Raw genomic sequence first — 24,027 nt, forward strand, 5'->3', positions numbered from 1 at the left:
GCCGATGGAGGCCAATGTGGATACGATTTTTACTGAAGAAGTGGTCAGTGAGTTACATACGCTGCAAGACATGCTGCGCTGGACAGTCAGTCGTTTCAATGCGGCAGGGTTATTTTACGGCCATGGCACTGACAATGCTTGGGATGAAGCGGTTCAGCTGGTACTCCCGACCTTATATCTTCCTATTGATGTCCCGTCTGAAACCCGTTTTTCTCGCCTAACAACCAGTGAAAAGCATCGTATTGTTGAGCGCGTGATTGCGCGTATTAACGATAAAACGCCGGTCGCGTATTTGACCAATAAGGCCTATTTCTGTGGCTTAGAGTTCTTCGTCGACGAACGGGTATTGGTGCCTCGCTCTCCGATAGGTGAGCTCATCCAACAAGAGTTTGCCGGTATTTTGCCGCACGCACCGAACCGAATAATGGATCTGTGTACCGGCAGTGGCTGTATTGCGATTGCCTGTGCTTACGCCTTCCCAGATGCCGAGATAGACGCGGTTGATATTTCCACCGATGCGCTCGATGTTGCCGAAATCAATATTCAGGATCACGGCTTGGAAGAGCAAGTGATCCCAATCCGTTCCGATTTGCTTAAAGAAGTGCCACAAGACAAATACGACTTAATTGTGAGCAACCCGCCTTATGTCGATGCAGAAGACATGGACGATTTACCGGATGAGTTCCGTCATGAGCCAGAACTGGGCCTCGCCGCGGGGACGGATGGATTGAAGTTAGTGCGTCGAATGCTTGCCAATGCGCCGGATTATCTTAGCGAAGACGGTGTGTTGATCTGTGAAGTGGGCAACTCCATGGTGCATATGCAAGAGCAGTATGGTCATTTGCCCTTGCATTGGCTTGAATTCGAGCAGGGAGGCCATGGTGTCTTTATGATCACGCGTCGCGATTTAGTCGCCTGTGCCGATGAATTTGCCCTTTATCGCGATTAATGCGTGCCTTTGCTCGTGTTACTTAGCCAGCCCTTGTGCTGGCTTTTTTCTATTTAGGGGGCGAGTCTGCGGATTTTTTTGCGTCTTTGGTTGCTTTATGGTTAATTGCTAACAAAGTATGCAAAAACACAACAATGCCCATCAGGCAAACAGAGGAAGGCATGGCAGGCAATACGATTGGACAAATTTTTCGCGTCACCACCTTTGGAGAAAGTCATGGCGTGGCGTTGGGCGCTATTATTGATGGCTGCCCACCGGGGTTAGCGCTGACGGAAGCAGACATGCAACAGGATCTGGATCGTCGCCGGCCGGGCACGTCTAAGTACACCACGCAGCGCCGTGAGCCCGATGCGGTCAAAATTCTCTCTGGTGTGTTTGAGGGCCAAACCACCGGCACATCGATTGGGTTGATGATTGAAAACACGGATCAACGCTCAAAAGATTATTCCAAAATCAAAGATGTGTTTCGTCCAGGCCATGCTGATTTCACCTATCACCATAAATATGGCGTCCGTGATTATCGTGGCGGCGGTCGTTCGTCGGCGCGTGAGACAGCCATGCGCGTGGCAGCCGGTGCGGTGGCTAAAAAGTACCTTGCGCAAGAGCACGGCATTCAAGTGCGCGCTTATCTGGCGCAAATGGGCGAGGTCACCATCGATACCGTCGACTGGGCGCAAGTTGAGCAAAACCCTTTCTTTTGCCCAGATGTGAATAAACTTGAGGAATTGGATGCGTTGATCCGTCAACTGAAAAAAGACGGAGATTCAATCGGTGCCAAGCTCACCGTGGTGGCAGAAAACCTTCCTGTCGGCCTTGGCGAACCGGTGTTTGACCGTTTAGATGCCGATATTGCCCATGCATTGATGGGGATTAACGCGGTGAAAGGGGTCGAAATCGGAGATGGGTTTGACGTGGTGAATCAGCGTGGCAGTGAGCATCGTGATGAAATCCACCCAGACGGGTTTGCCTCGAACCATGCCGGTGGCATTCTTGGCGGTATCTCTTCAGGGCAGCCACTGGTCGCGCACTTGGCATTAAAGCCTACCTCTAGCATCACAGTGCCGGGTAAGAGTATTGATGTTCATGGTGACGCTGCCGATGTGGTGACGCGAGGCCGTCACGATCCTTGTGTGGGGATCCGCGCGGTGCCGATTGCCGAAGCCATGGTGGCAATCGTACTGATGGACCATTTACTCCGTCATCGTGGGCAAGTTGGCCGTTAAAAGCCGGCCCGCCAATTCACACACGCCTCATGTATCTTGTTATTTGTTGACGCTCCCCCCGTCATTCGTTGGCGGGGCATGTTTGTAACTTTCCCCTATGACTCATAACTATCACGATTTAATTCAACTGTTTAACCAAACCTTTCTCGCGACTTTTAACACCGAGCTGTTACTGGGCGGCGATGAGCCTATTTATCTGCCGGCGAATTCAAATCATCCGCATCACCGCGTGATCTTTGCGCGTGGTTTTTTTGCCTCAGCGCTACACGAAATCGCACACTGGACCATTGCCGGTGAGAAACGCCGTCAACTGGAAGATTATGGCTATTGGTATCACCCCGATGGCCGCGATGCTGACACGCAAGCCGCGTTTGAAGCGGTAGAAGTGAAGCCTCAAGCGATTGAGTGGATCCTTGCGGCAAGCTGTGGCTTTCGTTTTCAAGTCAGCTGCGACAACTTAAGTGGTGTAGAGCCCGATCGCCATGCCTTTGCGGGCAAAGTCCGTCATCAAGTCATTGATTATTTATCTGACGCGGAGGCAAGCCCGGCTTTGCCCGTGCGCGCTAAGCAGTTTTCTGATACCTTGCGAGACTTTTACGGTGTCTCTGCTCTGGGGCCCGATGACTTTACGTTGCCCAGCTAAGGTTAATAAGATGAAAGTTCAAGATTATGAAGCACGCATTTTGGCATTAATCGATGAGATGGTAGACACTGCCTCAGACGATGAATTATTTGCGAGTGGCTATTTACGCGGCCACGTCTCGCTGGCGGCTGCGGATTGTGAGTTAGAGGGCATGGATGAAGTGGCGTCATTAAAAGCGCGCGTGGACACTAGCTTGTCGAAAAATGCGAGTGAACTCTCACCGGGCGATCAACGCTTGGTCGGGGCGCTTTGGGATCTGCTTCAGCAACAAGTCGAAAAATCGGCTTAATACTGCAATACCGCGCTTCTTAATAACTGCGCTTTTCAACTCCTGTTCTGCGGTATCCAGTGATTATCAAGCCATCGCCTCGACGATGGCTTGGTTGTTTTTACCCACACTTGCTTGTTTTTACCGGTATATAACTAACCATTCGCTACACCGCTTTACCTTTTAGCAGTTTGCGGACCCACATGCGTCCCGGGTGCAGGGTATCGAGTACTGACTGTGGCAAAGGCAAGGGCTCATCACATAACTGAGCGACGAGGATTTCTGCGGCGAGAGGCGCGGAGGTAAGACCGCGAGAACCAAGCCCCAGAAGGCAATATAGCCCAGGGTAAACAGGGACGGAACCGGCTTTTTCCTTGTCTTTTTGCAGGGTTTGGTAGGCCAAAAGCAGTGCGTCGTAATCACACACATTGCCGATAAATGGCAGGTGGTCGCGACTGGCACAGCGCACACCAACGCGTCCTGTTTCGGCAACAGGCACATGATGCGCCCAATCAGTGTCAATACAGTCGGTTAAGCGCTGCTGGTTTTCAACCTGATCGGCCGATTGAAATTCAAGGTCGGCATTGTTGCGTGCATAGCTTGCGCCTAAGCAATGTTCACCAGCCTGATTCGCCGGTGTTAAATAGCCCTCAAAACATAACACCGTGTTCAGTGCGCGGAGGTCAGCATTGGTGGGTACATGGCTCACTTGGCCGCGCACGGGGTAAACCGGAATGGGTGCCGTTTGATCAAAGTTATCCGCTTGGTGCCCATTGGCGATAATCACGTTCTGGTGACACAGCTCACCGTTGGCGGTACTCAGGGTCCAACCATTGTCCGTTTGTGTTAACGCATTGATGTGACAATCAAAATGCGCGCTTAGCTGTCCGCGGGTGATAGCGGCACCAATCACGCCTGCGGTAAACTGTTGCGGACTGAGCCAGCCGCCCAGCGGGTAAAACACACCGGCATGCCCAGTTTCTACCCCCACTTTTTCTGTCACTGCGTCTTGGCTTACGCGCATGACCAGTGCCTCAGGAAATGCGGCATGAAGCATTTTTTCGAGCTTAGAGGCGCTTTTCTCGTCATAGCCTAGTTGGGTAACACCACACCAGTCATGTTCAAAGGCAATGCCTTGTTCAGCCTGTTGGCGAATAAACTGCCGAGCAAATAAAAAAGCGGGCGCAAAAAACTGACTCAAGTTGTCGTTGTTACCATTAAGGAGTGGATAAACCGCTCCTTGCTGATTTCCGGATGCGCCTGCCGCTGGCTGCGGGTCTTGGCAATAAAGCGTGACTTGCTTGCCTCGCTGAAGTAATGCGCTAATCAAGGCTGCACTGGCAATACCACCGCCAATAATGGCAATGTCATCCGCTGTTGCGGCGGATGTGCGCGCATACCAAGGTGGATGGCTGGCAGTGGCTTGGCGAGCAGGTAAAGCGCCCGCTAACATTTCTCGCTTGTGACCAAAGCCTTTTACCTTTTTCATGTCAAAGCCGGCGTCAATCAGTCCACGGCGGACAAAGCCGGCCGCGGTGAAAGTCGCGCAGGTACACTGCTCTCGCGCAAGTCTTGCCATGCCATTAAATAAATCCTGGTTCCACATTTCAGGGTTTTTGCTTGGGGCAAAACCATCTAAATACCAGGCATCAACAATCCCTTTCTGGCCTGTTGGTACTTGTGGTAACCAATCTTTAATATCCCCAAACCACAAATCGAGTGTAATCTGACCATCAGCTAATACAATACGTTGACAACCCGCTAACGGTACGGGGTAATGGGCGCGAAGTTGTTCAGCATAGTTTGCAAGCTCGGGCCAAGCTTGATGGGCACGCGCGAGATCTTCTACGGTCAAAGGGTACTTTTCAAAACTGATAAAGTGGAGGTGCGTGACGGTGCTATCAAGGTTAACATGACGGAATTGGTTAAAGGCATGCCAGGTGGCGAGAAAGTTTAGCCCGGTCCCAAATCCGGTTTCTGCAATCACAAAGCGTGACTGGGTTGCCGTATGCCAACGTTCGGGTAACTGATTTTGCCCCAGGAACACGTAGCGCGTCTCAGCTAAGCCGTCGTGATTGGAAAAGTAGACGTCGTCGAACTGATCAGCAACAGGCGTACCTGTATCATTCCAGCTGATTTTTGCATGGTCGATTGAGGGAGTGCTCACAAATGCCTCATACACAGGAAAGAGAAGATGGAAATTGTACTGATAGAAAGGAAAGCTGACCACTTATCAGCTTTAAAAACGCTATCATCCACTGCGAAATTAACGTCTAGGAAAGAATCATGAAACGAGCTGTCATTACAGGCATGGGGATTGTTTCCAGTATTGGTAACAACGTCAAAGAAGTGCTGGAGTCGCTCAAAGCGGGGAAATCTGGCATTAACTTCTCTCAGCAGTTTGCAGATATGAAGCTGCGCAGCAACGTTTGGGGGGATCTCAAACTTAACCCAGCCGACCACATTGATCGTAAAAAAATGCGCTTTATGGGGGACGCGGCTGGCTTCGCCTATTTAGCCATGGAGCAGGCGATTGAAGACTCAGGCTTAGCCCCTGAGCAAGTTTCTAATCCGAGAACGGGCCTAGTTGCCGGTTCTGGGGGCGCATCATCGGTCAACCAAGTCACGGCGGTTGATACCTTACGCGAGAAAGGTGTAAAACGCGTCGGCCCTTATATGGTGCCACGTACTATGTCATCCACGGTCTCAGCGTGCTTGGCGACCCCGTTTCAAATTAAAGGGGTCAACTACACCATGAGCTCGGCCTGTGCGACATCGGCACACTGTATTGGCCATGCGCTTGAGCTGATTCAATTGGGTAAACAAGACGTCGTGTTTGCTGGTGGCGGCGAAGAGCTTGATTGGTCACTCACCATGATGTTTGACGCCATGGGCGCACTCTCAACCAAATACAATGATGATCCACAAAAAGCGTCACGTACCTATGATGCCGATCGCGATGGTTTCGTGATTTCTGGCGGCGGCGGTATGCTGGTGGTTGAAGAGCTTGAGCATGCGCTGGCGCGTGGTGCCACCATTTATGGTGAAATTGTCGGCTATGGGGCAACGTCTGACGGCTATGATATGGTCGCGCCATCCGGCGAAGGGGCGGTGCGCTGTATGAACATGGCGATGCAAGATGTTGATGGCGAGGTGGATTATATCAACACCCATGGCACGTCAACGCCAGTGGGTGATGTCAAAGAGCTTGGTGCCATCCAAGAAGTCTTTGGTGGTAAGAGCCCTGCTATTTCCGCGACCAAGTCGATGACAGGCCATGCACTCGGTGCTGCCGGGGCGCATGAAGCCATTTACTCGACGCTAATGCTGGCGCACGGCTTTGTCGCCCCGAGTATCAATGTTGATAACTTGGATCCGGCCGCTGATGGGCTAGATATTGTGACACAACCACGTGAGCAAGCACTCACTCGTGTTATGTCAAACAGCTTCGGATTTGGCGGAACGAACGCCACCTTGGTGATTGAAAAGTATCGCGGCTAATATCGCGCCTATTTTCAGGTTCTCAATGGACCCGGCCACGGCCGGGTTTTTTATTATTGGCCCGACGTGGGGGCATGCTTTTTGGCGGATGTTTTCTTGCAGGTAGGGCGATACAATGGGCGTTATTTTTCAGCGCTCRTACGCGACGTTAAAAACAGGATGCTGACCGTGAAAATAGTTGTAGATGAAAACATGCCCTATGCCCAGGCATTGTTTAGCCAATTAGGTGAAGTCGTTGCCTTACCTGGCCGGGCGATCGGTGCGGAAGATATCCAAGATGCCGACGCTTTGTTGGTGCGCAGTGTCACGCATGTTAACCACGCGTTGATTAAAGATGCCAAGCAATTACGCTTTGTCGGCTCGGCCACCGCGGGAGAAGATCACCTTGATTTTGATGCACTGCAAGCACAAGGCGTATATGCCACGGCAGCGCCGGGCTGCAACAAAGTTGGGGTCGCGGAATATGTGATCAGTGCCTTATTGGTGTTGGCGCAACAGCAAGCATTTAAATTGACCGACCGAACCGTCGGTATTGTCGGTGTCGGTCACGTTGGGAGTTACTTAGCTGATCGTTTAGCTGCACTGGGCATTAAAACCTTGCTCTGCGATCCGCCGCGTCAGGCGCGTGAGAATCGCGCGGATATGGTGGATATTGATACGCTGATTGCACAATCGGATGTGGTGACCTTTCATACGCCTCTGACGTCGACTGGTGAGCACCCTACTCATCATTTGATGAATCACGCTCGTTTAAATGCACTCGCATCTGGAAGCATTTTGATTAATGCCGCACGCGGCCCCATTGTTGATAATCAAGCGCTTAAGACACGGCTGGCACGAGGCGATATGGATGCAGTTTTGGACGTGTACGAGCATGAGCCTGAGGTCGATCTTGCTTTGGTCGAACGGCTAACCTTTGCAACGCCACATATCGCTGGCTATGGATTGGAAGGAAAAGCGCGCGGTACCACCATGGTGTTTAATGCCTTATGCCAACATTTATCGTTACCACAGCGCGCTGACGCCGCCGATCTATTGCCGACAGCGCCCATTCCTTCTGTGCAACTAGCCGCGCCTTGGCAGCAGACTGATCTTATGGCGTTAACCCAACTTGTTTATGATATCCGTCGCGACGATAGTGATTTTCGCCGAGCGATGACACAAGCAGGGGAGAACAAACCGGCACAGCGTACAGCCTTTGACCAATTACGAAAAAATTACTGGGATCGACGTGAGTACAGTGCGATCACGGTAGCCGGACACGCTGATTTCGGGTTACAGTCGCTGGCTAAGCTGGGCTTTAGTATTGAGGAGCACGCATGACACAAGCATTTGATGTTGCGGTTTTGGGCGCAACAGGTGCGGTAGGCCGTACCATTATCGACATTTTAGAAGAGCGCGATTTTCCTATTGGCACTCTCCACCTGCTTGCCAGCGAGCGCAGTGCCGGTGAAACCATTACCTTCAAAGGCGAAAGTTTGCGTGTGCAAAACGTCGACACCTTTGATTGGACCCAAGTTCAAATTGGCTTGTTTTCGGCAGGCGCGCAAACCTCCGCACATTGGGCGCCTATTGCCGCAGAAGCAGGAGTGGTGGTGATCGATAATACCTCACAATTCCGCTATGATTTCGATGTGCCCTTGGTGGTGCCGGAAGTTAATCCAGCCGCGATTGGTGATTTTCGTAACCGCAATATTATTGCAAATCCCAATTGCTCAACGATTCAGATGCTGGTCGCATTAAAACCCATTTACGATGCCGTGGGGATCGAACGTATTAACGTCTCTACCTATCAATCGGTGTCAGGATCTGGAAAGTCGGGTGTCGACGAACTCGCAGGCCAAACGGTGAAACTGCTCAATAGCCAAGATGCCGAACCTTCGCTCTATAGCAAACAAATTGCTTTCAATTGCTTGCCTCAGATCGATCAATTTATGGATAACGGCTACACCAAAGAAGAAATGAAGATGGTGTGGGAAACGCAAAAGATTTTCGCTGATGAGATGATTGGGGTTAACCCTACTTGTGTGCGTGTGCCTGTTTTTTATGGCCATGCAGAAGCGGTGCATATCGAATGCCGTCAACCCATTGACGCAACAGAGGCGATGGCAATCCTTAGCCAGCACGAGCATATTGAAGTCTTTGAAGGCGAAGAGTATCCAACCCAAGTCAAAGAAGGGACGGGATCAGACAAGGTGCTTGTGGGACGGGTCCGTAACGACATTAGCCATCCAAATGGTTTAAACCTCTGGGTGGTTGCTGACAATGTGCGTAAGGGTGCCGCGACCAACACGGTTCAAATTGCTGAAGTCTTAGTGCGCGATTATCTTTAATCGACAGCGTGTGACGATGACAAGAGCGTGATGGTCCACGCATCACCATGTCAGTTTGATTGATACCCCATCCGTTGATGGGGTATTTTTTTAGGCATTAAATTTGCACAGATGACGATACGCGAAGTGTGGGCATGCTATCATCGAGGCAAAACTGAGGCAGAGCGCCCACAGTTTGATCGCACAACACACTTTTATATCATCAAACTACAGTTTTTCGCATGGCTTCCGATATAGTTAGATATTTAGTGAGGCCATTTCTGCCATAGGGAGTGCGGGTGTGTCCAACGCACAGCAAAGTGAACAGTCTTCTTCTCAAACGCGATTGACGATAATCTCGCACATAGTGAGGCGGCATCTTCTTGCCGTCGTGGGGTTATTGGCGATCAGTCTCGTCAGTGTGTCTACCTTACCGGTCGAGGCGGCCATTCGTATTCTGGGCCCGCAAGACGAAATGACGACTGAGTCGTCATCCGCACAACAACCGCCTACGGTGCAATCCGCGCAGCAATATGGCCCAACAGGTGCAAACGAAACCTTGTGGTCGATTGCGACGCAAATGCGTCCCAATACACAAGTCAGTGTTTACCAAACATTGGGCGCGATTTTCCGTCTCAATACCGACGCGTTTGCCAATAATAATATCCATCGCTTGCAGCCAGGTAGCACATTAGTGATGCCAACCTTGGAGCAAATCGAACGAGAAAGTACGCAAGATGTCGTAAATCGTCTTGAAATTGATGACGCACGTAAGCAAGCACAAACGACGACACCATTGAGTGATCAAGTCACCCAGCCTGACGCTCAAGCATCAGAGCAAGTCGAACCCGAGCAAGCTGAACCAGAATCGCAACAAAGCGCCTCAGAAACAGAGCAGGCACAGGACGCTGACGCGAGTGAGCCTGAGACACCACAACCTGAAGTGGTAGAAACGTTGCAATCGCAGCTACAAAACTCAGATCAAGAAATGACCCGCTTGGTTGAGAGTAATCATGTGCTCAAAGTGCGCTTATCCGAAGTTCAGTACGAACTGAATGCGCTGAAAGAAAAAATGAGCAGTGATGACGAGTTGAATCAGGAAATACGTGCTTTCCTAGAACAACAACGTCAGCAGCAGGCGAAACAAGAGACGCAGCCTCCCTCTGCGGTCGACTCTTTATTGGATAATCCACTCCTGCTCGCCATGTTCGCGATCATTCCTGGCGCGTTAATTGCCGGTGGGGTTTTCTTCTTCTTGGCGCGTCGTAAGAAACAAAACGAAGAGCATGACGAGCCCGCCTCACTCGACCATGATGAGCTAGATGATATGCCGGTTATCATGGTGCCCGATCCTGAAGATGAGCAGGAAGGGGAGAGTCACCAAGATCAATCTGACGATGAGTTAGAGATCACTGAGGATGGTCGTAGTGATGAAGACGTGGCATTTGGTGATGACACGGTATTCGGTGATGACACGGACCTTGATGATCTCAATCTTGACGATGAACTGGACGACATGTCTGGTAACGAATCGAGCGTTGCGCCAACCAGTGACGATGCCATTGGACTCGAGGACATGGAGCGTGCGTTAGATGAATTGGCGGATACACCGCCTGCCGATACCGAAACGTCGACCGGCAGCGAAAGTGAAACCGACGACGCAGCCCTCCCTGAAGAGGAAATGAGTGCAGACGAGGCGCTTGCAGCAGAGTGGGCGAAAGCGCTAGAAGAAGGTAACGACAGTGATGTAGATGACATTGATGCCTTGCTCGCCGGGGAATCGGGCACTGAATCTGCGCCGGAGGACCCCTCTGAGTCCACGCGTGAATCAGAAGCAGACGTAGAGAGTGATACTGAGGCGACATCGGATGATAATCCTGAATCAAGCGAAGAGTCGGAAGAGCAAGCACCGAATGATGCATTATTTGACTCAGCCCTTGCCGATGAGCCAGCGTTAGATCTCAGCCAAGAAATTGATTTATCAGATGATGACGACGAAGACAGCGTTTCGCTCGACAACACGACCGAGCTTCTTGATGAGCTTGTCGGTGATGATGATGACGATGATGATAGCTGGTTGAATGATCAAGATGATACGGAGACTGAGTTTGATGAAAGCAGTGATGCTTTACTGGATGAAGTATTAGACAACGATGATCCGCACCTTGAAGACTCTGACGCCTTGTTGGAGGAAGTGTTAGGTGACGACGACGAATCCGATCCACTTGCGGAGGAAGATGATCCTGCACTATGGGAAGAAGCTGAAGACAGCGATCCTAATGAAGCGGAACTCGAAAAACTGCTTTATGAATCAGAGGGTGAACCAGAGCCTGATCCCCGTAAAGCAGAACAGCCCGCAGAGCCCGAGACTGACGACGACGCACAGGATGACACGGATGAAGCGCCAGCCGATGACACTGCAGAGCCCGAGGCCGAAGCTCAGGATGATACGGATGGAATGTCAGCCGAGGATACCGCGGAACCCGAGGCCGAGGCTCAGAACGATACAGATGAAGCACCCGTCGCCGACGAGTCGCCAGCAGACCAACAGCCGGAACAACCGGAACAAACGGCTGAGCCGGATGACACCGTCGAAGCTGACGCTCCGGACGATACAGATGAAGCACCCGTCGCCGACGAGTCGCTAGCAGACCAACAACCCGAACAAACGGCTGAATCGGATGACGCCGCTGAGGTTGAAGACACACCCGACACTGCACCTGAAGAGTCAGTCGATGACACTGCAGAGCCCGAGACTGAGGACGACGCACAGGATGACGTGGACGAAGCGCCAATCGCGAATGATCAGCCAGAAGACGCTCAACCCGAAGAAACGGCTGAATCGGATGACGCCGCGGAAGTTGAAGACACACTCGACGCTGAGCCTGAAGAGCCAGCCGATGACACTGCAGAGCCCGAGACTGACGATGACGTACAGGATGACACGGACGAAGATCCAATCGCGAATGATCAGCCAGTAGACGCTCAACCCGAAGAAACGGCTGAGCCGGATGACGCCGCCGAGGTTGAAGACACATCCGGCACTGTGCCCGAAGAGCCAGTCGATGACGCTGCAGAGCCCGAGACTGAGGACGATGCACAGGATGACGTGGACGAAGAGCCAATCGCGAATGATCAGCCAGAAGACGCTCAACCCGAAGAAACGGCTGAGCCGGATGACGCCGCCAAGATTGAAGACACATCCGACACTGCATCTGAAGAGCCAGCCGATGACACTGCAGAGCCCGATACTGACGACGATGCACAGGATGACGCGGAAGAAGCGCCAGGCGATGACACCGCTGAATCCGATGCACAGGATGACGTGGACGAAGAGCCAATCGCGAATGATCAGCCAGTAGACGCTCATCCCGAAGAAACGGCTGAATCGGATGACGCCGCCAAGGTTGAAGACACACCCGACACTGCACCTGAAGAGTCAGTCGATGACACTGCGGAATCTGAGACTGAGGACGACGCACAGGATGACGTGGACGAAGAGCCAATCGCGAATGATCAGCCAGAAGATGCTCAACCCGAAGAAACGGCTGAATCGGATGACTCCGCCGAGGTTGAAGACACACCCGACGCTGAGCCTGAAGAGTCAGTCGATGACACTGCAGAGCCCGAGACTGAGGACGATGCACAGGATGACACGGACGAAGCGCCAGCCGATGACACTGCAGAGCCCGATACTGACGACGATGCACAGGATGACGCGCCAGCCGCCAACGAGCAGCCTGATCAAGGCGAAAACCTCGATGATACTAAAGAGGAAGATTTACTCGATCTAACCAATCTGCCTGAATATGACGAAGAAGCCGCACTGGCAGATGCAGAACCGGTTGACGAAGAAGAACAAGCTGCACTTGATAGCCTGCCAGAGCCAGAGCCAGAGCCAGAGCCAGAGCCAGAGCCAGAGCCAGAGCCAGAGTCAGAGCCAGACACGTTTGATTCTCTGTCGTTAGACGATTTGGGTGAGTTTGATGAAAACGATGCGCTAGGGGCGGCACTCGATGAACAACGAGAGCTCGAGTCTTATCTCAATGAGCAGCAAGACAACGCGCCAACCTCTGAGGCGCCCGAGCGCGATACACGCAATATCAGTGATCTGGATGACGATGATCACCAGGTCGGTGGTCTGAATATGGAGGCCTTGCTATCGGAATCCGATGACGATGAGCCTCTCGATCTTTCCGCTTTATCCGACGAAGAAGCAGCGGTTTGGCAAGCCGACAATGAGCCAGAGCCAGAAGCCGAAAGTGAAGATTGGAGCCAACAACCCGCCATTGATCCGGCCTCGCTTGAAACCTTTGAACTGGAACAGGCCTTGGATGATGATCTGCTCGGTGAGGGTGAAGCTGAAAGTGAGCTTATCGGCGAAGAGCAGGAAGGTGACGACTACATTAGTATCGAAGAGCTTATGCGCGATGACGGCTCGACGCCAGATATTGATCCCGACAAGGCGGAGATGAACCTTGACGTAGGGTTGGATGAATTCCCTGATGTGTTAGAAGACATTAGTGCGATTGATGTTGATGGCGACACCGCCAGCACAGAGGCATCGACCAATCTCGACTTGGCGAAAGCTTACTTGGAAATGAATGATATGGATGGCGCGATTTCCTTATTAGAAAAAGTGATGCAGTCAGGCAATAAGGCCTTGCAGCAAGAGGCTCGGCAACTGCTTGAACAACTTAGGTAACACCACAATCAGGTAGCACAGGCTACCTGATTGCTTATTAGGCCTCAGAATAGACAGTCGATGTTAAGACCTGCAACAGGCCGGCTTTATGGGTATAATGCTGCGCCTTGTTGAGCAGTAACTAAAAAGGCACAGGCATGAGATTCGCGTTAGGCATTGAATATGACGGCGCCCAGTTTTACGGTTGGCAAAGGCAACGAGAAGTCACCAGTGTCCAAGAACACTTGGAAAAGGCCTTGTCGACCGTCGCTAATCACCCTGTGGCAGTACAATGTGCGGGGCGTACCGATTCGGGAGTCCACGGCACCGGACAGGTGGTGCATTTTGATAGCGATAGCCAACGGCCATTAAAAGCCTGGACGATGGGAGTGAATGCAAACTTGCCTGATGCGATTGCCGTACGTTGGGCCACGCCTGTTCCAGACGATTTTCATGCGCGATTCAGTGCGACAGCACGCCGCTATCGCTATGTGATATACAACCACTCTTTGCGCCCAGCGATACTGGGTAAAGGTGTCAGTCACTATCATAGCGAGTTGGATGAAACCTTAATGGCGCGAGCGGGTCAGTACTTACTAGGTGAGAATGATTTCTCGTCATTTCGTGCGGCACAATGTCAATCTCACTCGCCATGGCGGAATGTGATGCATTTATCTGTCACGCGTCAGGGGCGGTTTATCGTGATCGATATAAAAGCGAATGCCTTTGTGCATCACATGGTGCGCAATATCGCGGGCAGCCTCATGGCTGTCGGTCGTAAAGAACAGCCGCCAGAGTGGATCGCATGGCTACTGGCACAGAAAGATCGCACCTTGGCGGCCGCGACGGCCAAAGCGGAAGGTTTGTATTTGGTCGAGGTGGATTATCCGGATCAATATGGCTTACCACGCCCGCCGATAGGGCCTTTGTTTTTGCCCGATCAGGTGATGGAATCCGAGAGCATACTCGGCGCAAAGCGTACGGAGACAGAATAGGTAGTACCAGTTTTTTATCCCAAGTCTGGCAGACTTGTGATTTAATTCGGTCTAATTTGTTACGAATCCAAGATGGTTGTCTAATTGTGATAGCCATGACTAAGTAAAGGTTGTCCATGAGCTGGCTAGAGAAAATATTAACCAAAAGTAATATTGGTTCATCACGCAAGGCGTCGATCCCTGAAGGGGTTTGGACCAAGTGTACGTCGTGTGATCAAGTACTTTATCACGCTGATGTCGAACGTAATTTGGAAGTTTGTCCCAAGTGTGACCACCATATGCGTATGCCAGCACGCCGTCGTCTGGATGTTTTTTTGGATCCTGAAGGACGTGAAGAGATTGCCGGTGAACTGGAGCCTAAAGACGTATTAAAATTTCGTGATTCGAAAAAGTATAAAGATCGCCTGTCAGCCGCGCAAAAGTCCAGTGGGGAAAAAGATGCACTCGTGGTCATGAAAGGCAGTGTGCTAGATGTGCCCGTGATTGCTTGTGCGTTTGAATTTAAGTTCATGGGCGGTTCGATGGGCGCAGTCGTCGGCGCTCGGTTTGTTAAAGCGGTCGAGCACGCGATCGCAAACCATTGTGGCCTGGTGTGTTTTTCGGCCAGTGGTGGGGCGCGCATGCAAGAAGCCTTGATGTCATTGATGCAAATGGCGAAAACCAGTGCGGCACTTGAGCGTTTATCGCGTCACAACTTGCCATTCATCTCGGTACTCACTGATCCAACTTACGGTGGGGTGACCGCGAGCTTTGCTATGCTCGGAGACATTAATGTCGCAGAGCCAAAAGCGATTATCGGTTTTGCTGGCCGTCGTGTCATTGAGCAAACCGTACGCGAGAATCTGCCAGACGATTTCCAAACCAGTGAGTTCTTGCTTGAACATGGTGCGATCGACATGATTGTTGATCGTCGTGAGATGCGCCAGCGTTTGGCGGGCCTATTGGCGAAGCTGGGTAACATTAAGTCGCCATTGGTCGTCGATGTTGAGCAAGATAAACCTCAACCTCCAGAAGAGCCTGAAGTGGCACCTTCCTCTCAAGAGCAATAATTGACCGTGTTCCATGGCGTTATCCTTGGTATCATTTGCCCATCATCGAGTAACTGACCAAGTCAATGTCTGAACTACAGCATCCAACAGCCACATCCTCAATGGATACGTGGCTGTCTTATCTAGAAAATATCCATACCAGTGCCATCGATCTTGGCCTTGAACGCGTCGCGGCAGTTGCGGAGCACGCCCAATTGACCAAGCCTGCGCCTAAAGTGATTACCGTTGCAGGGACCAATGGCAAGGGGACCACCTGCGCCTTATTAGAGGCAATATTACAGCACGCGGGTTACCGTACGGGGGTTTACAGCTCACCACATCTTATTCATTACAATGAGCGGGTCCGTGTCAATGGCGACGTGCTGGCCGATAGTGAGCATACTCAAGCGTTTGAGGTAATTAACCAGGCACGTGGCCAAACCAGTCTGAGCTTTTTTGAATTTGGTACCTTAGCCGCGTTACAGCTATTTAAACAGCATGCGCTTGATGTCGTGATCCTCGAAGTGGGTCTCGGTGGCCGTTTAGATGCCACCAATGTGGTGGATCATGACGTATCAGTGATCACCAGTCTCGCGCTCGATCATTGTGATTGGCTGGGCAATGACATTAATCAGATTGGCTATGAAAAAGCAGGCATATTCCGGAAAGATAAACCGGCGATATGTGGTCAGCCTGCGCCACCTGCGAGTGTTGCCGCGCATGCTGATGCGATTGGCGCGCAATTAAATCAGTTAGGCTATCAGTACCACTATGCCATGACAGGCGATACGTGGCGTTGGGCGGCCGGTGCTTTTGAACTGACAGATCTACCTATTCCGGCTATTCCGCTACAAAATGCGGCAACGGCTTTAATGGCGCTGGGCGTCGCTGACCTCGACATTGCTGATACACACATTACCGAGGGATTAGCGTCTGTCGCGGTTACCGGTCGGATGCAAGTTATTGCTGACGCCCCTTACACGATTTTTGACGTCGCCCATAATCCGCATGCTGCCGCTTACCTAGCAAAGAAACTCACTGAGCAAAAAGCGAAATTGACAGGACGCGTGCATGCTGTGGTGGCGATGTTAGCAGACAAAGATATAGAGGGTACCTTAGCCTGTTTTGATGGCATTGTGGATTGCTGGTACCCCGCTTCTTTAGCCGTACCTCGTGGCGCGTCAGCAGATAAATTGCCGGTGGTGGCATCAATGCAATTCAGCTCACCGAGTGACGCCTATCAACATGCGTTGAGTCAGGCTGAACCTGAGCGAGACTGTGTGGTCGTATTTGGGTCGTTCCATACCGTTGGGCAGGTGATGGAAACGCTTAATTAAAACGGAGTCATTGTGGCCAGTAAGTTACAAAAAAGAGTGGTCGGCACCCTAGTGTTAGTCTCTATCGGTGTGATAGTGCTACCTGATGTGCTCGATGGCAAAAAAGAGCATTACCAAGAAAGCTATCAAAGCATCCCCCTGCGGGATGACTTTGATGGCACAGTGAGCCAAATGCCGGTTGAAGAACCCGAGGTGATTGAGGTAACAGCGCCCGATACCCAGGTAAACGATACCCGTTCAGCTGACACAAATGCGCAGGCTGAGACGGAAAAAAGTGACCCAACGCCCACGGCATCCAGTACAGCGTCAGTCAACGACGGAGACAGCGCATGGATGATCCGTTTGGGGACCTTCCGTAACCAAGAGAATGCCCGTCGCTTGGTTAAGCAATTACGTGACAAAGGGTATCAAGCACATATCTTACCCAGAGACATTCAACCCGGTGACTTAGCAAAAGTGGTCGTCGGGCCACATGTTTCTAAAACCACACTCGAATCGCAACTGACTGATCTGCAATCGCTGACAGGATTGAAAGGACAGTTGCGCAAATTTGACCCACTTACCCAATAAGAAAACGTTTGCGTGAGCATTTTTTCTGTTAGAATGCGCACGTCTCGAGCAAGTGAATACGATGAATTGGATTGATTATCTTATTATTGGCGTCATTGGTTTTTCGGCGTTAGTGAGTGTGATTCGAGGCTTTGTAAAAGAAGCCTTGTCATTAGTGATTTGGTTTGGGGCGTTTTTTATTGCCAGCCAATTCTACACGCAGCTAGCGGTGTATTTGACCAATATCCAAGATGCGGTTATCCGTAATGGTAGTGCTATCGCCTTGTTGTTTATTGCCACCTTATTGGTCGGCGCAGTAGTCAATTATGTGATTGCCCAGTTAGTAGAAAAAACGGGATTGTCTGGCACGGATAGAGTGCTTGGTATGGTGTTTGGCAGTGTGCGCGGCGTGTTAATCATCGCGGCGGTGCTTTTCTTCCTCGATGCCTTTACATCGGTCGCCAACAACCAAGCGTGGGGACAATCGCAACTTATTCCTAACTTTGCGGTAGTGATCGAATGGTTCTTCCACTATCTCGAGAACAGTTCCAGTTTCTTACCTGAGATCGCAGGATCTTAGGCTGATATTCGCGTAACAAGGAATCGCTGACATGTGTGGTATTGTTGGAATCGTTGGTAACACTCCGGTCAATCAGTCCATTTACGATGCACTGACTGTGCTTCAACATCGAGGACAAGATGCAGCCGGCATTGTCACTATCGATGACAATCGTTTCCGGCTTCGAAAAGCCAATGGGTTAGTCCAGGATGTGTTCCAACTGAAGCATATGCAGCGCTTGCAAGGCCAGGTTGGAATAGGGCATGTAAGGTATCCAACAGCGGGCAGCTCTAGTGCATCAGAAGCGCAGCCTTTCTATGTCAACTCGCCGTATGGGATTACTCTCGCCCACAATGGTAACTTGACCAATGCTGAGGCGTTGCGCCAATCTTTATTTGAAAAAGATCGTCGTCACCTTAATACAACGTCTGACTCTGAAATTCTCCTCAATGTCCTTGCCCATCAACTGTCGACTGCGACTTCTCATCCTCTTACTGTTGATGATATGTTTACCGCGGTGAAAGCGGTCCATCGACAAGTCTCCGGTGCTTATGCCGTTGTGGCAATGGTGATTGGGCATGGTGTTATCGCTTTTCGTGATCCTAAAGGCATCCGCCCGCTTTGTTTAGGGAAGCGCGATACGCAAACAGGTACCGAGTATATGGTTGCGTCTGAAACCGTTGCATTGGATGCCGTGGGTTTCGATTTCGTGCGTGATGTCTCACCCGGAGAGGCGGTTTATATCACCTTAGAGGGACAACTTCATACCTATCAGTGTGCGGACTCACCGAGTCTTAACCCTTGCATCTTTGAGTTCGTTTACTTTTCTCGTCCCGACTCATTTATCGATAAAGTATCCGTTTATGGGGCCCGTATTCGTATGGGTCAAAAGCTTGGCGCTAAAATTCAGCGCGAGTGGGAAGACGTGGATATTGATGTCGTCATTCCTATCCCTGAGACATCTTGTGATATCGCGTTAGAAATTGCGCAAGTGCTAGGTAAACCCTACCGCCAAGGCTTTGTTAAAAATCGCTACGTAGGTCGTACGTTTATTATGCCGGGGCAGCAGATGCGTCGAAAATCCGTACGTCGTAAACTCAATGCCATCCGTTCAGAGTTTAAAGACAAGCGCGTACTCTTGGTCGATGATTCGATCGTGCGAGGCACAACCTCAGAGCAGATCATCGAGATGGCACGTGAAGCAGGCGCCAAAGAAGTTTATATGGCCTCCGCGGCCCCCGAAGTGCGCTTCCCCAATGTCTATGGCATTGATATGCCGAGCGCCAACGAGTTGATTGCTCATGGTCGCGAAGTGGATGAAATTGGCCAATTAATTGGTGCCGATGGCTTGGTTTATCAAGATCTGCCTGATCTCGTCGCCGCTGTTGGTGAGGCCAACCCAGCGATTGAGCGCTTCGAAACATCGGTGTTTAGTGGCGAATATGTCACCCAAGATGTGGATCAGGCGTACCTCGAGTATTTACAAAGCTTACGTAGTGATGATGCTAAAACTGTACGAGAGCAGCAACAAGAGCTTGCGAACTTAGAGATACATAACGAAGATTAAACAAATACGCCGCGAGATTATCGCGGCGTATTTGTCTTTTTAGCGAGAGAAGGTCTTAGTGTGTGAAAACAGGCCCCATGCCGACATTCCACAGAATCACGGAGGCGGCAAGGATAGCGACCAACAGGACTAAGCCGCAGGTGACGACGGAGCTTGCATAAATAAAACCGCGCTCTTCAGGGATCTCCATGAGTATCGGCACGCCGGTATACAGCAGATAAACGGAATAAGCGACACCGATCAAGCCGACAATCATGACAAACCATACCACCGGATAGAGCGTTGCAAGCCCGACCATAAAAATCGGCGTCGCCGTGTAAGCGGCCAGCTCAAGGCATTGCGTATAGTTAGGCGCAGAGCCAAATGTTCGACTCATCCACAAGGTTAGGTAGGCAAGGGCAGCAACCCCACCGAGTAACGCTAAATACATAGCACTGGCAATAAAAAGCGCGCTTTGTGGCGTCATGAAAATGGGCTCTCCCGCGCCGATTTGCCAGCCGATATTGACACTCGCGTAGTAGGCACACACAGGTGGGATCAACGCTAACAATAGCGCATGTCCGATGCTACTTGAAACGCCCTCGTGTCGTTCGCCAATTGTTTTCCATTCTTTTTTGGGATGGGTATATAACCCGACTAAGTGACCTAAAATCATAGTAACCCCGCTCGTTATTCCCTAAATATAAACAAAGGTGCAATGGTCGGCGCACGACAGCTGGGTAACGGCTAGCTCGGCTGTGCGAAGACAGATGCCCAAATCTTCTTTCCTTACCTAACGAATAGCTCTTGACATCATAATTGGCAAGTTTTGTGCGCTATAACAACCTTCCTCACGAGGCAAAGGGCGAAGTCGCTCGGAAATAAAGCTAGGAAAATATGCATTATGTGATGATTGTCATGTATTAATTGTTGAACATCTCACTTTTAATACAGAGTGGCGTACTCTGGAGTGTTGCTGATTTTTAAGTGTTTTTTATCGTACTCCTTGTTGTACGTTAAGATGCATGTGAGTTTATATTGATAAAATTGTTATTTTAAACAGCTGTTTATTGTTCGCTATCAAATTAAATATCATAAGCAGGCACGGGGTGTCTGAGTTCAGCTACGATTAGTACAGAGCGATTTAAAACAGCCGCTGCTTTGCAGTCCGGGAGGAGAGCGTCGTGTTGCACAGTAAAGATATTTTAATTGTTGAAGATGATCCCGTCTTTAGTCGAATGATTGCCTCGTTTCTTGAAAGAGAAGGTGCGACGGTCCGTGAAGTAGAAAATGGGCTAGAAGGGCTACAAGCATTGAGGCAATCCATCCCTGATTTACTGATCAGCGATCTTTCCATGCCGGTCATGACGGGGCTTGAGTTCGTTGAGGAAGTGAGCCTCGAATACCCGATGCTGCCCATGATTGTGATTTCAGGTACCGGAGGCATGGCCGACGTTGCCCAGGCGCTTCGCTTTGGAGTAAAGGATTTTTTACTCAAGCCCATTGAAGACATCAAATCGGTTAAAAAAGCCATTGAAGCGGTGATTGATGATGCCAACGATGATGTGCATGCCAGTGATGACTTTAGTCAACAGTGGTTTAAAGTGAGTGAAGATGCGGACAAAGGCGCCTCAGAAAGCGAACTAAAATGGCACCTTGATGCGCTACGTCATAATCCTGGCAGTGCGCGAGAGTTGCTGATAGGGTTGATGCCTGAGCCAGACTCACAACAAGGCGCGTGGCGTTTGTCATATCACTCGCTGCAATCGGCAGACGCCAACCCTATTGTGCTCGATTATGCTTGGCTGCTCGGCGGGAAAATGGCGTTCTATGTGGTTGACTCAGCGTCAGCTGAAGAAGATGGGACGGCAACGACTTTGATGATTCGGGCCTTTTTTAATGATTTTGTCCGCTCAAGTGATGTGAATGAACGCGGATTCCTGACGCTGGTAAAACGGATTGAAGATGCGATTCGTGCATCGGCTTATACATCACCGGTCCGTGCCATGTTTGGTGTCTTAAACATGGTTGATAGCCAACTTGATATTCTGCCAGCAGGTTTAAAAGCCACGATTGATAGTAGCGGAACCACGAAATTAGTTCGTAGTGAGCATTGGCTAGGTCGCGATGCCTTTAGCAGTGAATTCCAAACTGTGGATATGCAATCAGGCGATGCGCGTGTGTCTTTAAACGAAGTCGGCCTGAATAGCTTTAGCGTTGATATTCAAAAGATTGCCTAATATAGGCCATCAATGATTGTGGTGTCCCGTCATCTCCATATCACCAGTTCAAGCGATGCACGTCCCGCTCTGCTTGCTGGTGATGATTTACATCCGTATACTCACGTCGCTCTGGATGGGTTGTTACCTTACCTTCGATAGATATCAGGGACAGATCGGCATGAAACATTGGTATTTACTTTATTGTAAACGCACGGAACAACAACGTGCGGAACAAAACTTGAAGCGGCAAGGCGTGGACTGTTACTACCCGATAGTCACAGTCGAAAAGTTGCGTCGAGGCAAATACCGGCAAGTTGAAGAACCGCTCTTTCCGAATTACATCTTTGCTTGTTTTGATCCTGAATGGGTTCAATACACGTCTGTTCGCTCTACACGTGGCGTTGTTGATTTTGTTCGCCAAGGTGCGAAGCCAATCCACGTCGATATTCAATTAATTCAACACTTGATGATGATGGAAGACAGTGATGAGCAACGAGAATTACTGTATCAAGGCTTCAAGCCTGGTCAAAAAGTAACCGTTGAGAGTGGCCAGTTTGCCGGGGCTGAAGCGATTTTTAAAGAAAAAGACGGCGAAAAACGCTGTATCCTTTTAATCAAAATACTCAACCAACAAACAGAATTACGGATCAATAACTCAGATATAAAAGCGTCATGCTAAGCGACTTACGCGTCGTAGAACGTGCCGATAGGTCGTTGTATCAGGCCAAAAAAGATGGGCGAAATCAATGTGTGAAAGCTAATCAAATTGACTTCGCCACCTTGTGATGCTAGCCAACGTCGTGATACTGCTCGCACGCCATGAGTGTGTTTTCAATCAAGGTGGCGACTGTCATAGGGCCGACCCCGCCAGGTACAGGGGTGATATGACTGGCTCTTTCATACGCGACATCGTACTCAATATCCCCGATTAATTTACCGTCATCCATGCGGTTGATGCCCACATCAATCACGATTGCCCCGGGTTTTATCCAATCGCCAGGGATGAACTTAGGTTTACCGACCGCAACCACGAGCACATCGGCTTGTCGAACATGCGTTTCTAAATCTTGGGTAAATCGATGGCAGGTGGTGGTGGTGCAGCCGGCGAGCAACAGCTCCAACGTCATCGGGCGACCGACAATATTGGATGCTCCCACAACCACAGCATGTTTACCACGTAGCGGTACATTATAACGATCGAGAAGAGTAATAATTCCTTTCGGCGTGCACGAGCGTAGTGTCGGCATACGTTGGCACAAGCGGCCCACATTAAAAGGATGAAAACCATCTACATCTTTATCTGGGCGGATTCGTTCCAATACGGACGTGGCATCAATCCCCGCCGGCAACGGCAGTTGAACGAGAATACCATCAATGCAGTCATCGTCATTCAAAGTGTCAATCAACGAGAGTAGCTCATGCTGTGAGCAAGAGGCTGGGAGGTCATAGGAGCGTGATACAAATCCGACTTCGTCACAGACTCGGCGTTTACTCCCCACGTAAACTTGTGATGCAGGATCCGATCCGACCAAAATAACGGCTAAACCAGGTGCGCGGCGACCTGCCTCTGTGCGGGCGGCGACGCGTGCAGCGACCTCACGACGCACCGTTTGCGCGATCAGCTTTCCATCAATCAATTGTGCGGCCATAACTATCCTTTGGCTAAAGCAATATTCGTCAGTATTGTGACAAAAATCGTGGCTAAAAGCTATTGCGCAAACGTTTGCCTTGGCTTTGATAACGGAATATGCCAGATATCCTATTGAGAGAGAATATCACGTCATTGTCTAGCCCTTCGCTTCATTAGGTTGGCAAAGTGGCCCAAAAAAAGCGATAGGCGGTGACTGACAATAAAATGGCGCGGTTTTGAGCAACTAGGTCAACATTTTAGGGAAAAGCGTTGACGGGACCTGACGTCGCTTTATAATCCACGCTGCATATCGTTATTGCGCCCTTAGCTCAGTTGGATAGAGCAACGGCCTTCTAAGCCGTGGGTCACAGGTTCGAATCCTGTAGGGCGCGCCATTTTTATGCGTCTCCCCGTATTTGCCTTGTCTGAGTGCTCTGAAAATAATCAATCGCGCATAAAACAGTAAAATCTGTGATCTTACGCGGTTGAATTGTGAGATATCACCCCAATTTCGATATTGAAACGCCATCGGTTGCCCCTTGTCTCGACTCAGTTGACGGGTGCCGCTATAATAGCGCGTC

The 24,027-nt window shown here is 50.5% G+C and carries 19 protein-coding genes and 1 tRNA gene; 17 read left to right on the forward strand and 3 right to left on the reverse strand.

All coding sequences use genetic code 11. The features are described 5' to 3' along the window. Positions 1-16 precede the first annotated feature (16 nt). The 4 genes from prmB to BZG76_RS04700 all read left to right on the forward strand — a co-directional run bounded on the left by prmB (position 17) and on the right by BZG76_RS04700 (position 3,104). On the forward strand, positions 17-949 hold the full coding sequence (gene prmB / locus BZG76_RS04685) for a 50S ribosomal protein L3 N(5)-glutamine methyltransferase (RefSeq protein WP_028569641.1): 933 nt from the start codon (positions 17-19) through the stop codon (positions 947-949). A gap of 161 nt (positions 950-1,110) precedes the next feature. Further along, on the forward strand, positions 1,111-2,172 hold the full coding sequence (aroC, locus tag BZG76_RS04690) for a chorismate synthase (protein ID WP_021023103.1): 1,062 nt from the start codon (positions 1,111-1,113) through the stop codon (positions 2,170-2,172). Between the two features lie 97 nt (positions 2,173-2,269). Beyond that, entirely contained in the window at positions 2,270-2,815 is a 546-nt protein-coding gene (locus tag BZG76_RS04695; RefSeq protein ID WP_077460331.1) for an elongation factor P hydroxylase, read from the forward strand. Between the two features lie 10 nt (positions 2,816-2,825). Beyond that, positions 2,826-3,104, forward strand: a complete 279-nt coding sequence (locus BZG76_RS04700; protein ID WP_021023105.1) for a YfcL family protein — start codon at positions 2,826-2,828, stop codon at positions 3,102-3,104. A 145-nt stretch (positions 3,105-3,249) separates the two neighbouring features. Here the strand turns inward: BZG76_RS04700 and mnmC are convergent, their stop codons facing one another. Beyond that, positions 3,250-5,250 carry a bifunctional tRNA (5-methylaminomethyl-2-thiouridine)(34)-methyltransferase MnmD/FAD-dependent 5-carboxymethylaminomethyl-2-thiouridine(34) oxidoreductase MnmC gene (gene mnmC, locus BZG76_RS04705; RefSeq protein ID WP_077460332.1) on the reverse strand — a complete coding sequence of 667 codons (2,001 nt, stop codon included), beginning with the start codon at positions 5,248-5,250 and terminating at the stop codon, positions 3,250-3,252. A gap of 119 nt (positions 5,251-5,369) precedes the next feature. Here mnmC and fabB point away from each other — a divergent pair, with 119 nt between their 5' ends. From fabB to purF, 10 genes are all read left to right on the forward strand, one after another. Next, positions 5,370-6,584 (forward strand): beta-ketoacyl-ACP synthase I, encoded by a 1,215-nt coding sequence (gene fabB, locus BZG76_RS04710; protein ID WP_021023107.1) that lies wholly within the window; start codon positions 5,370-5,372, stop codon positions 6,582-6,584. A 168-nt stretch (positions 6,585-6,752) separates the two neighbouring features. Then, complete coding sequence (locus BZG76_RS04715) at positions 6,753-7,907, forward strand: 4-phosphoerythronate dehydrogenase (protein ID WP_077460333.1); 1,155 nt, start codon at positions 6,753-6,755, stop codon at positions 7,905-7,907. Next, positions 7,904-8,917 (forward strand): aspartate-semialdehyde dehydrogenase, encoded by a 1,014-nt coding sequence (locus BZG76_RS04720; RefSeq protein WP_021023109.1) that lies wholly within the window; start codon positions 7,904-7,906, stop codon positions 8,915-8,917. Before BZG76_RS04715 ends, BZG76_RS04720 begins: the two co-directional genes overlap by 4 nt. Positions 8,918-9,197: 280 nt before the next feature. Further along, a complete protein-coding gene (locus BZG76_RS04725) occupies positions 9,198-13,601 on the forward strand; it encodes a FimV/HubP family polar landmark protein (RefSeq protein ID WP_131825310.1) in 4,404 nt (1,467 codons plus the stop codon). A gap of 137 nt (positions 13,602-13,738) precedes the next feature. Continuing rightward, on the forward strand, positions 13,739-14,575 hold the full coding sequence (gene truA, locus BZG76_RS04730) for a tRNA pseudouridine(38-40) synthase TruA (RefSeq protein WP_077460335.1): 837 nt from the start codon (positions 13,739-13,741) through the stop codon (positions 14,573-14,575). 116 nt (positions 14,576-14,691) lie between these two features. Continuing rightward, complete coding sequence (gene accD, locus BZG76_RS04735) at positions 14,692-15,624, forward strand: acetyl-CoA carboxylase, carboxyltransferase subunit beta (RefSeq protein ID WP_077460336.1); 933 nt, start codon at positions 14,692-14,694, stop codon at positions 15,622-15,624. 65 nt (positions 15,625-15,689) lie between these two features. Then, positions 15,690-16,940, forward strand: a complete 1,251-nt coding sequence (gene folC / locus BZG76_RS04740) for a bifunctional tetrahydrofolate synthase/dihydrofolate synthase (RefSeq protein WP_077460337.1) — start codon at positions 15,690-15,692, stop codon at positions 16,938-16,940. 12 nt (positions 16,941-16,952) lie between these two features. Beyond that, positions 16,953-17,510, forward strand: a complete 558-nt coding sequence (locus BZG76_RS04745; protein WP_077460338.1) for an SPOR domain-containing protein — start codon at positions 16,953-16,955, stop codon at positions 17,508-17,510. 61 nt (positions 17,511-17,571) lie between these two features. Beyond that, on the forward strand, positions 17,572-18,069 hold the full coding sequence (locus BZG76_RS04750) for a CvpA family protein (protein WP_021022877.1): 498 nt from the start codon (positions 17,572-17,574) through the stop codon (positions 18,067-18,069). 31 nt (positions 18,070-18,100) lie between these two features. Then, a complete protein-coding gene (purF, locus tag BZG76_RS04755; protein WP_077460339.1) occupies positions 18,101-19,615 on the forward strand; it encodes an amidophosphoribosyltransferase in 1,515 nt (504 codons plus the stop codon). Between the two features lie 55 nt (positions 19,616-19,670). Here the strand turns inward: purF and BZG76_RS04760 are convergent, their stop codons facing one another. Continuing rightward, a complete protein-coding gene (locus tag BZG76_RS04760) occupies positions 19,671-20,270 on the reverse strand; it encodes a Yip1 family protein (protein ID WP_077460340.1) in 600 nt (199 codons plus the stop codon). 508 nt (positions 20,271-20,778) lie between these two features. Here BZG76_RS04760 and BZG76_RS04765 point away from each other — a divergent pair. Continuing rightward, positions 20,779-21,834, forward strand: coding sequence for a response regulator (locus BZG76_RS04765; protein ID WP_077460341.1), 1,056 nt, complete (start codon positions 20,779-20,781; stop codon positions 21,832-21,834). Between the two features lie 160 nt (positions 21,835-21,994). Further along, the gene (gene rfaH / locus BZG76_RS04770; RefSeq protein WP_077460342.1) at positions 21,995-22,495 is read left to right on the forward strand and encodes a transcription/translation regulatory transformer protein RfaH; all 501 of its coding nucleotides are present in this window, start codon (positions 21,995-21,997) and stop codon (positions 22,493-22,495) included. Between the two features lie 109 nt (positions 22,496-22,604). On the opposite strand, the gene folD is transcribed toward rfaH, so the two are convergent. Then, entirely contained in the window at positions 22,605-23,465 is an 861-nt protein-coding gene (folD, locus tag BZG76_RS04775) for a bifunctional methylenetetrahydrofolate dehydrogenase/methenyltetrahydrofolate cyclohydrolase FolD (RefSeq protein ID WP_077460343.1), read from the reverse strand. A 299-nt stretch (positions 23,466-23,764) separates the two neighbouring features. On the opposite strand from folD, the gene BZG76_RS04780 reads away from it, so the two are divergent. Beyond that, positions 23,765-23,841: transfer RNA gene (locus BZG76_RS04780), tRNA-Arg, on the forward strand. Positions 23,842-24,027 lie beyond the last annotated feature (186 nt).

The organism is Salinivibrio sp. AR647 (genome assembly GCF_001995415.1).
GTDB lineage: Bacteria > Pseudomonadota > Gammaproteobacteria > Enterobacterales > Vibrionaceae > Salinivibrio > Salinivibrio costicola.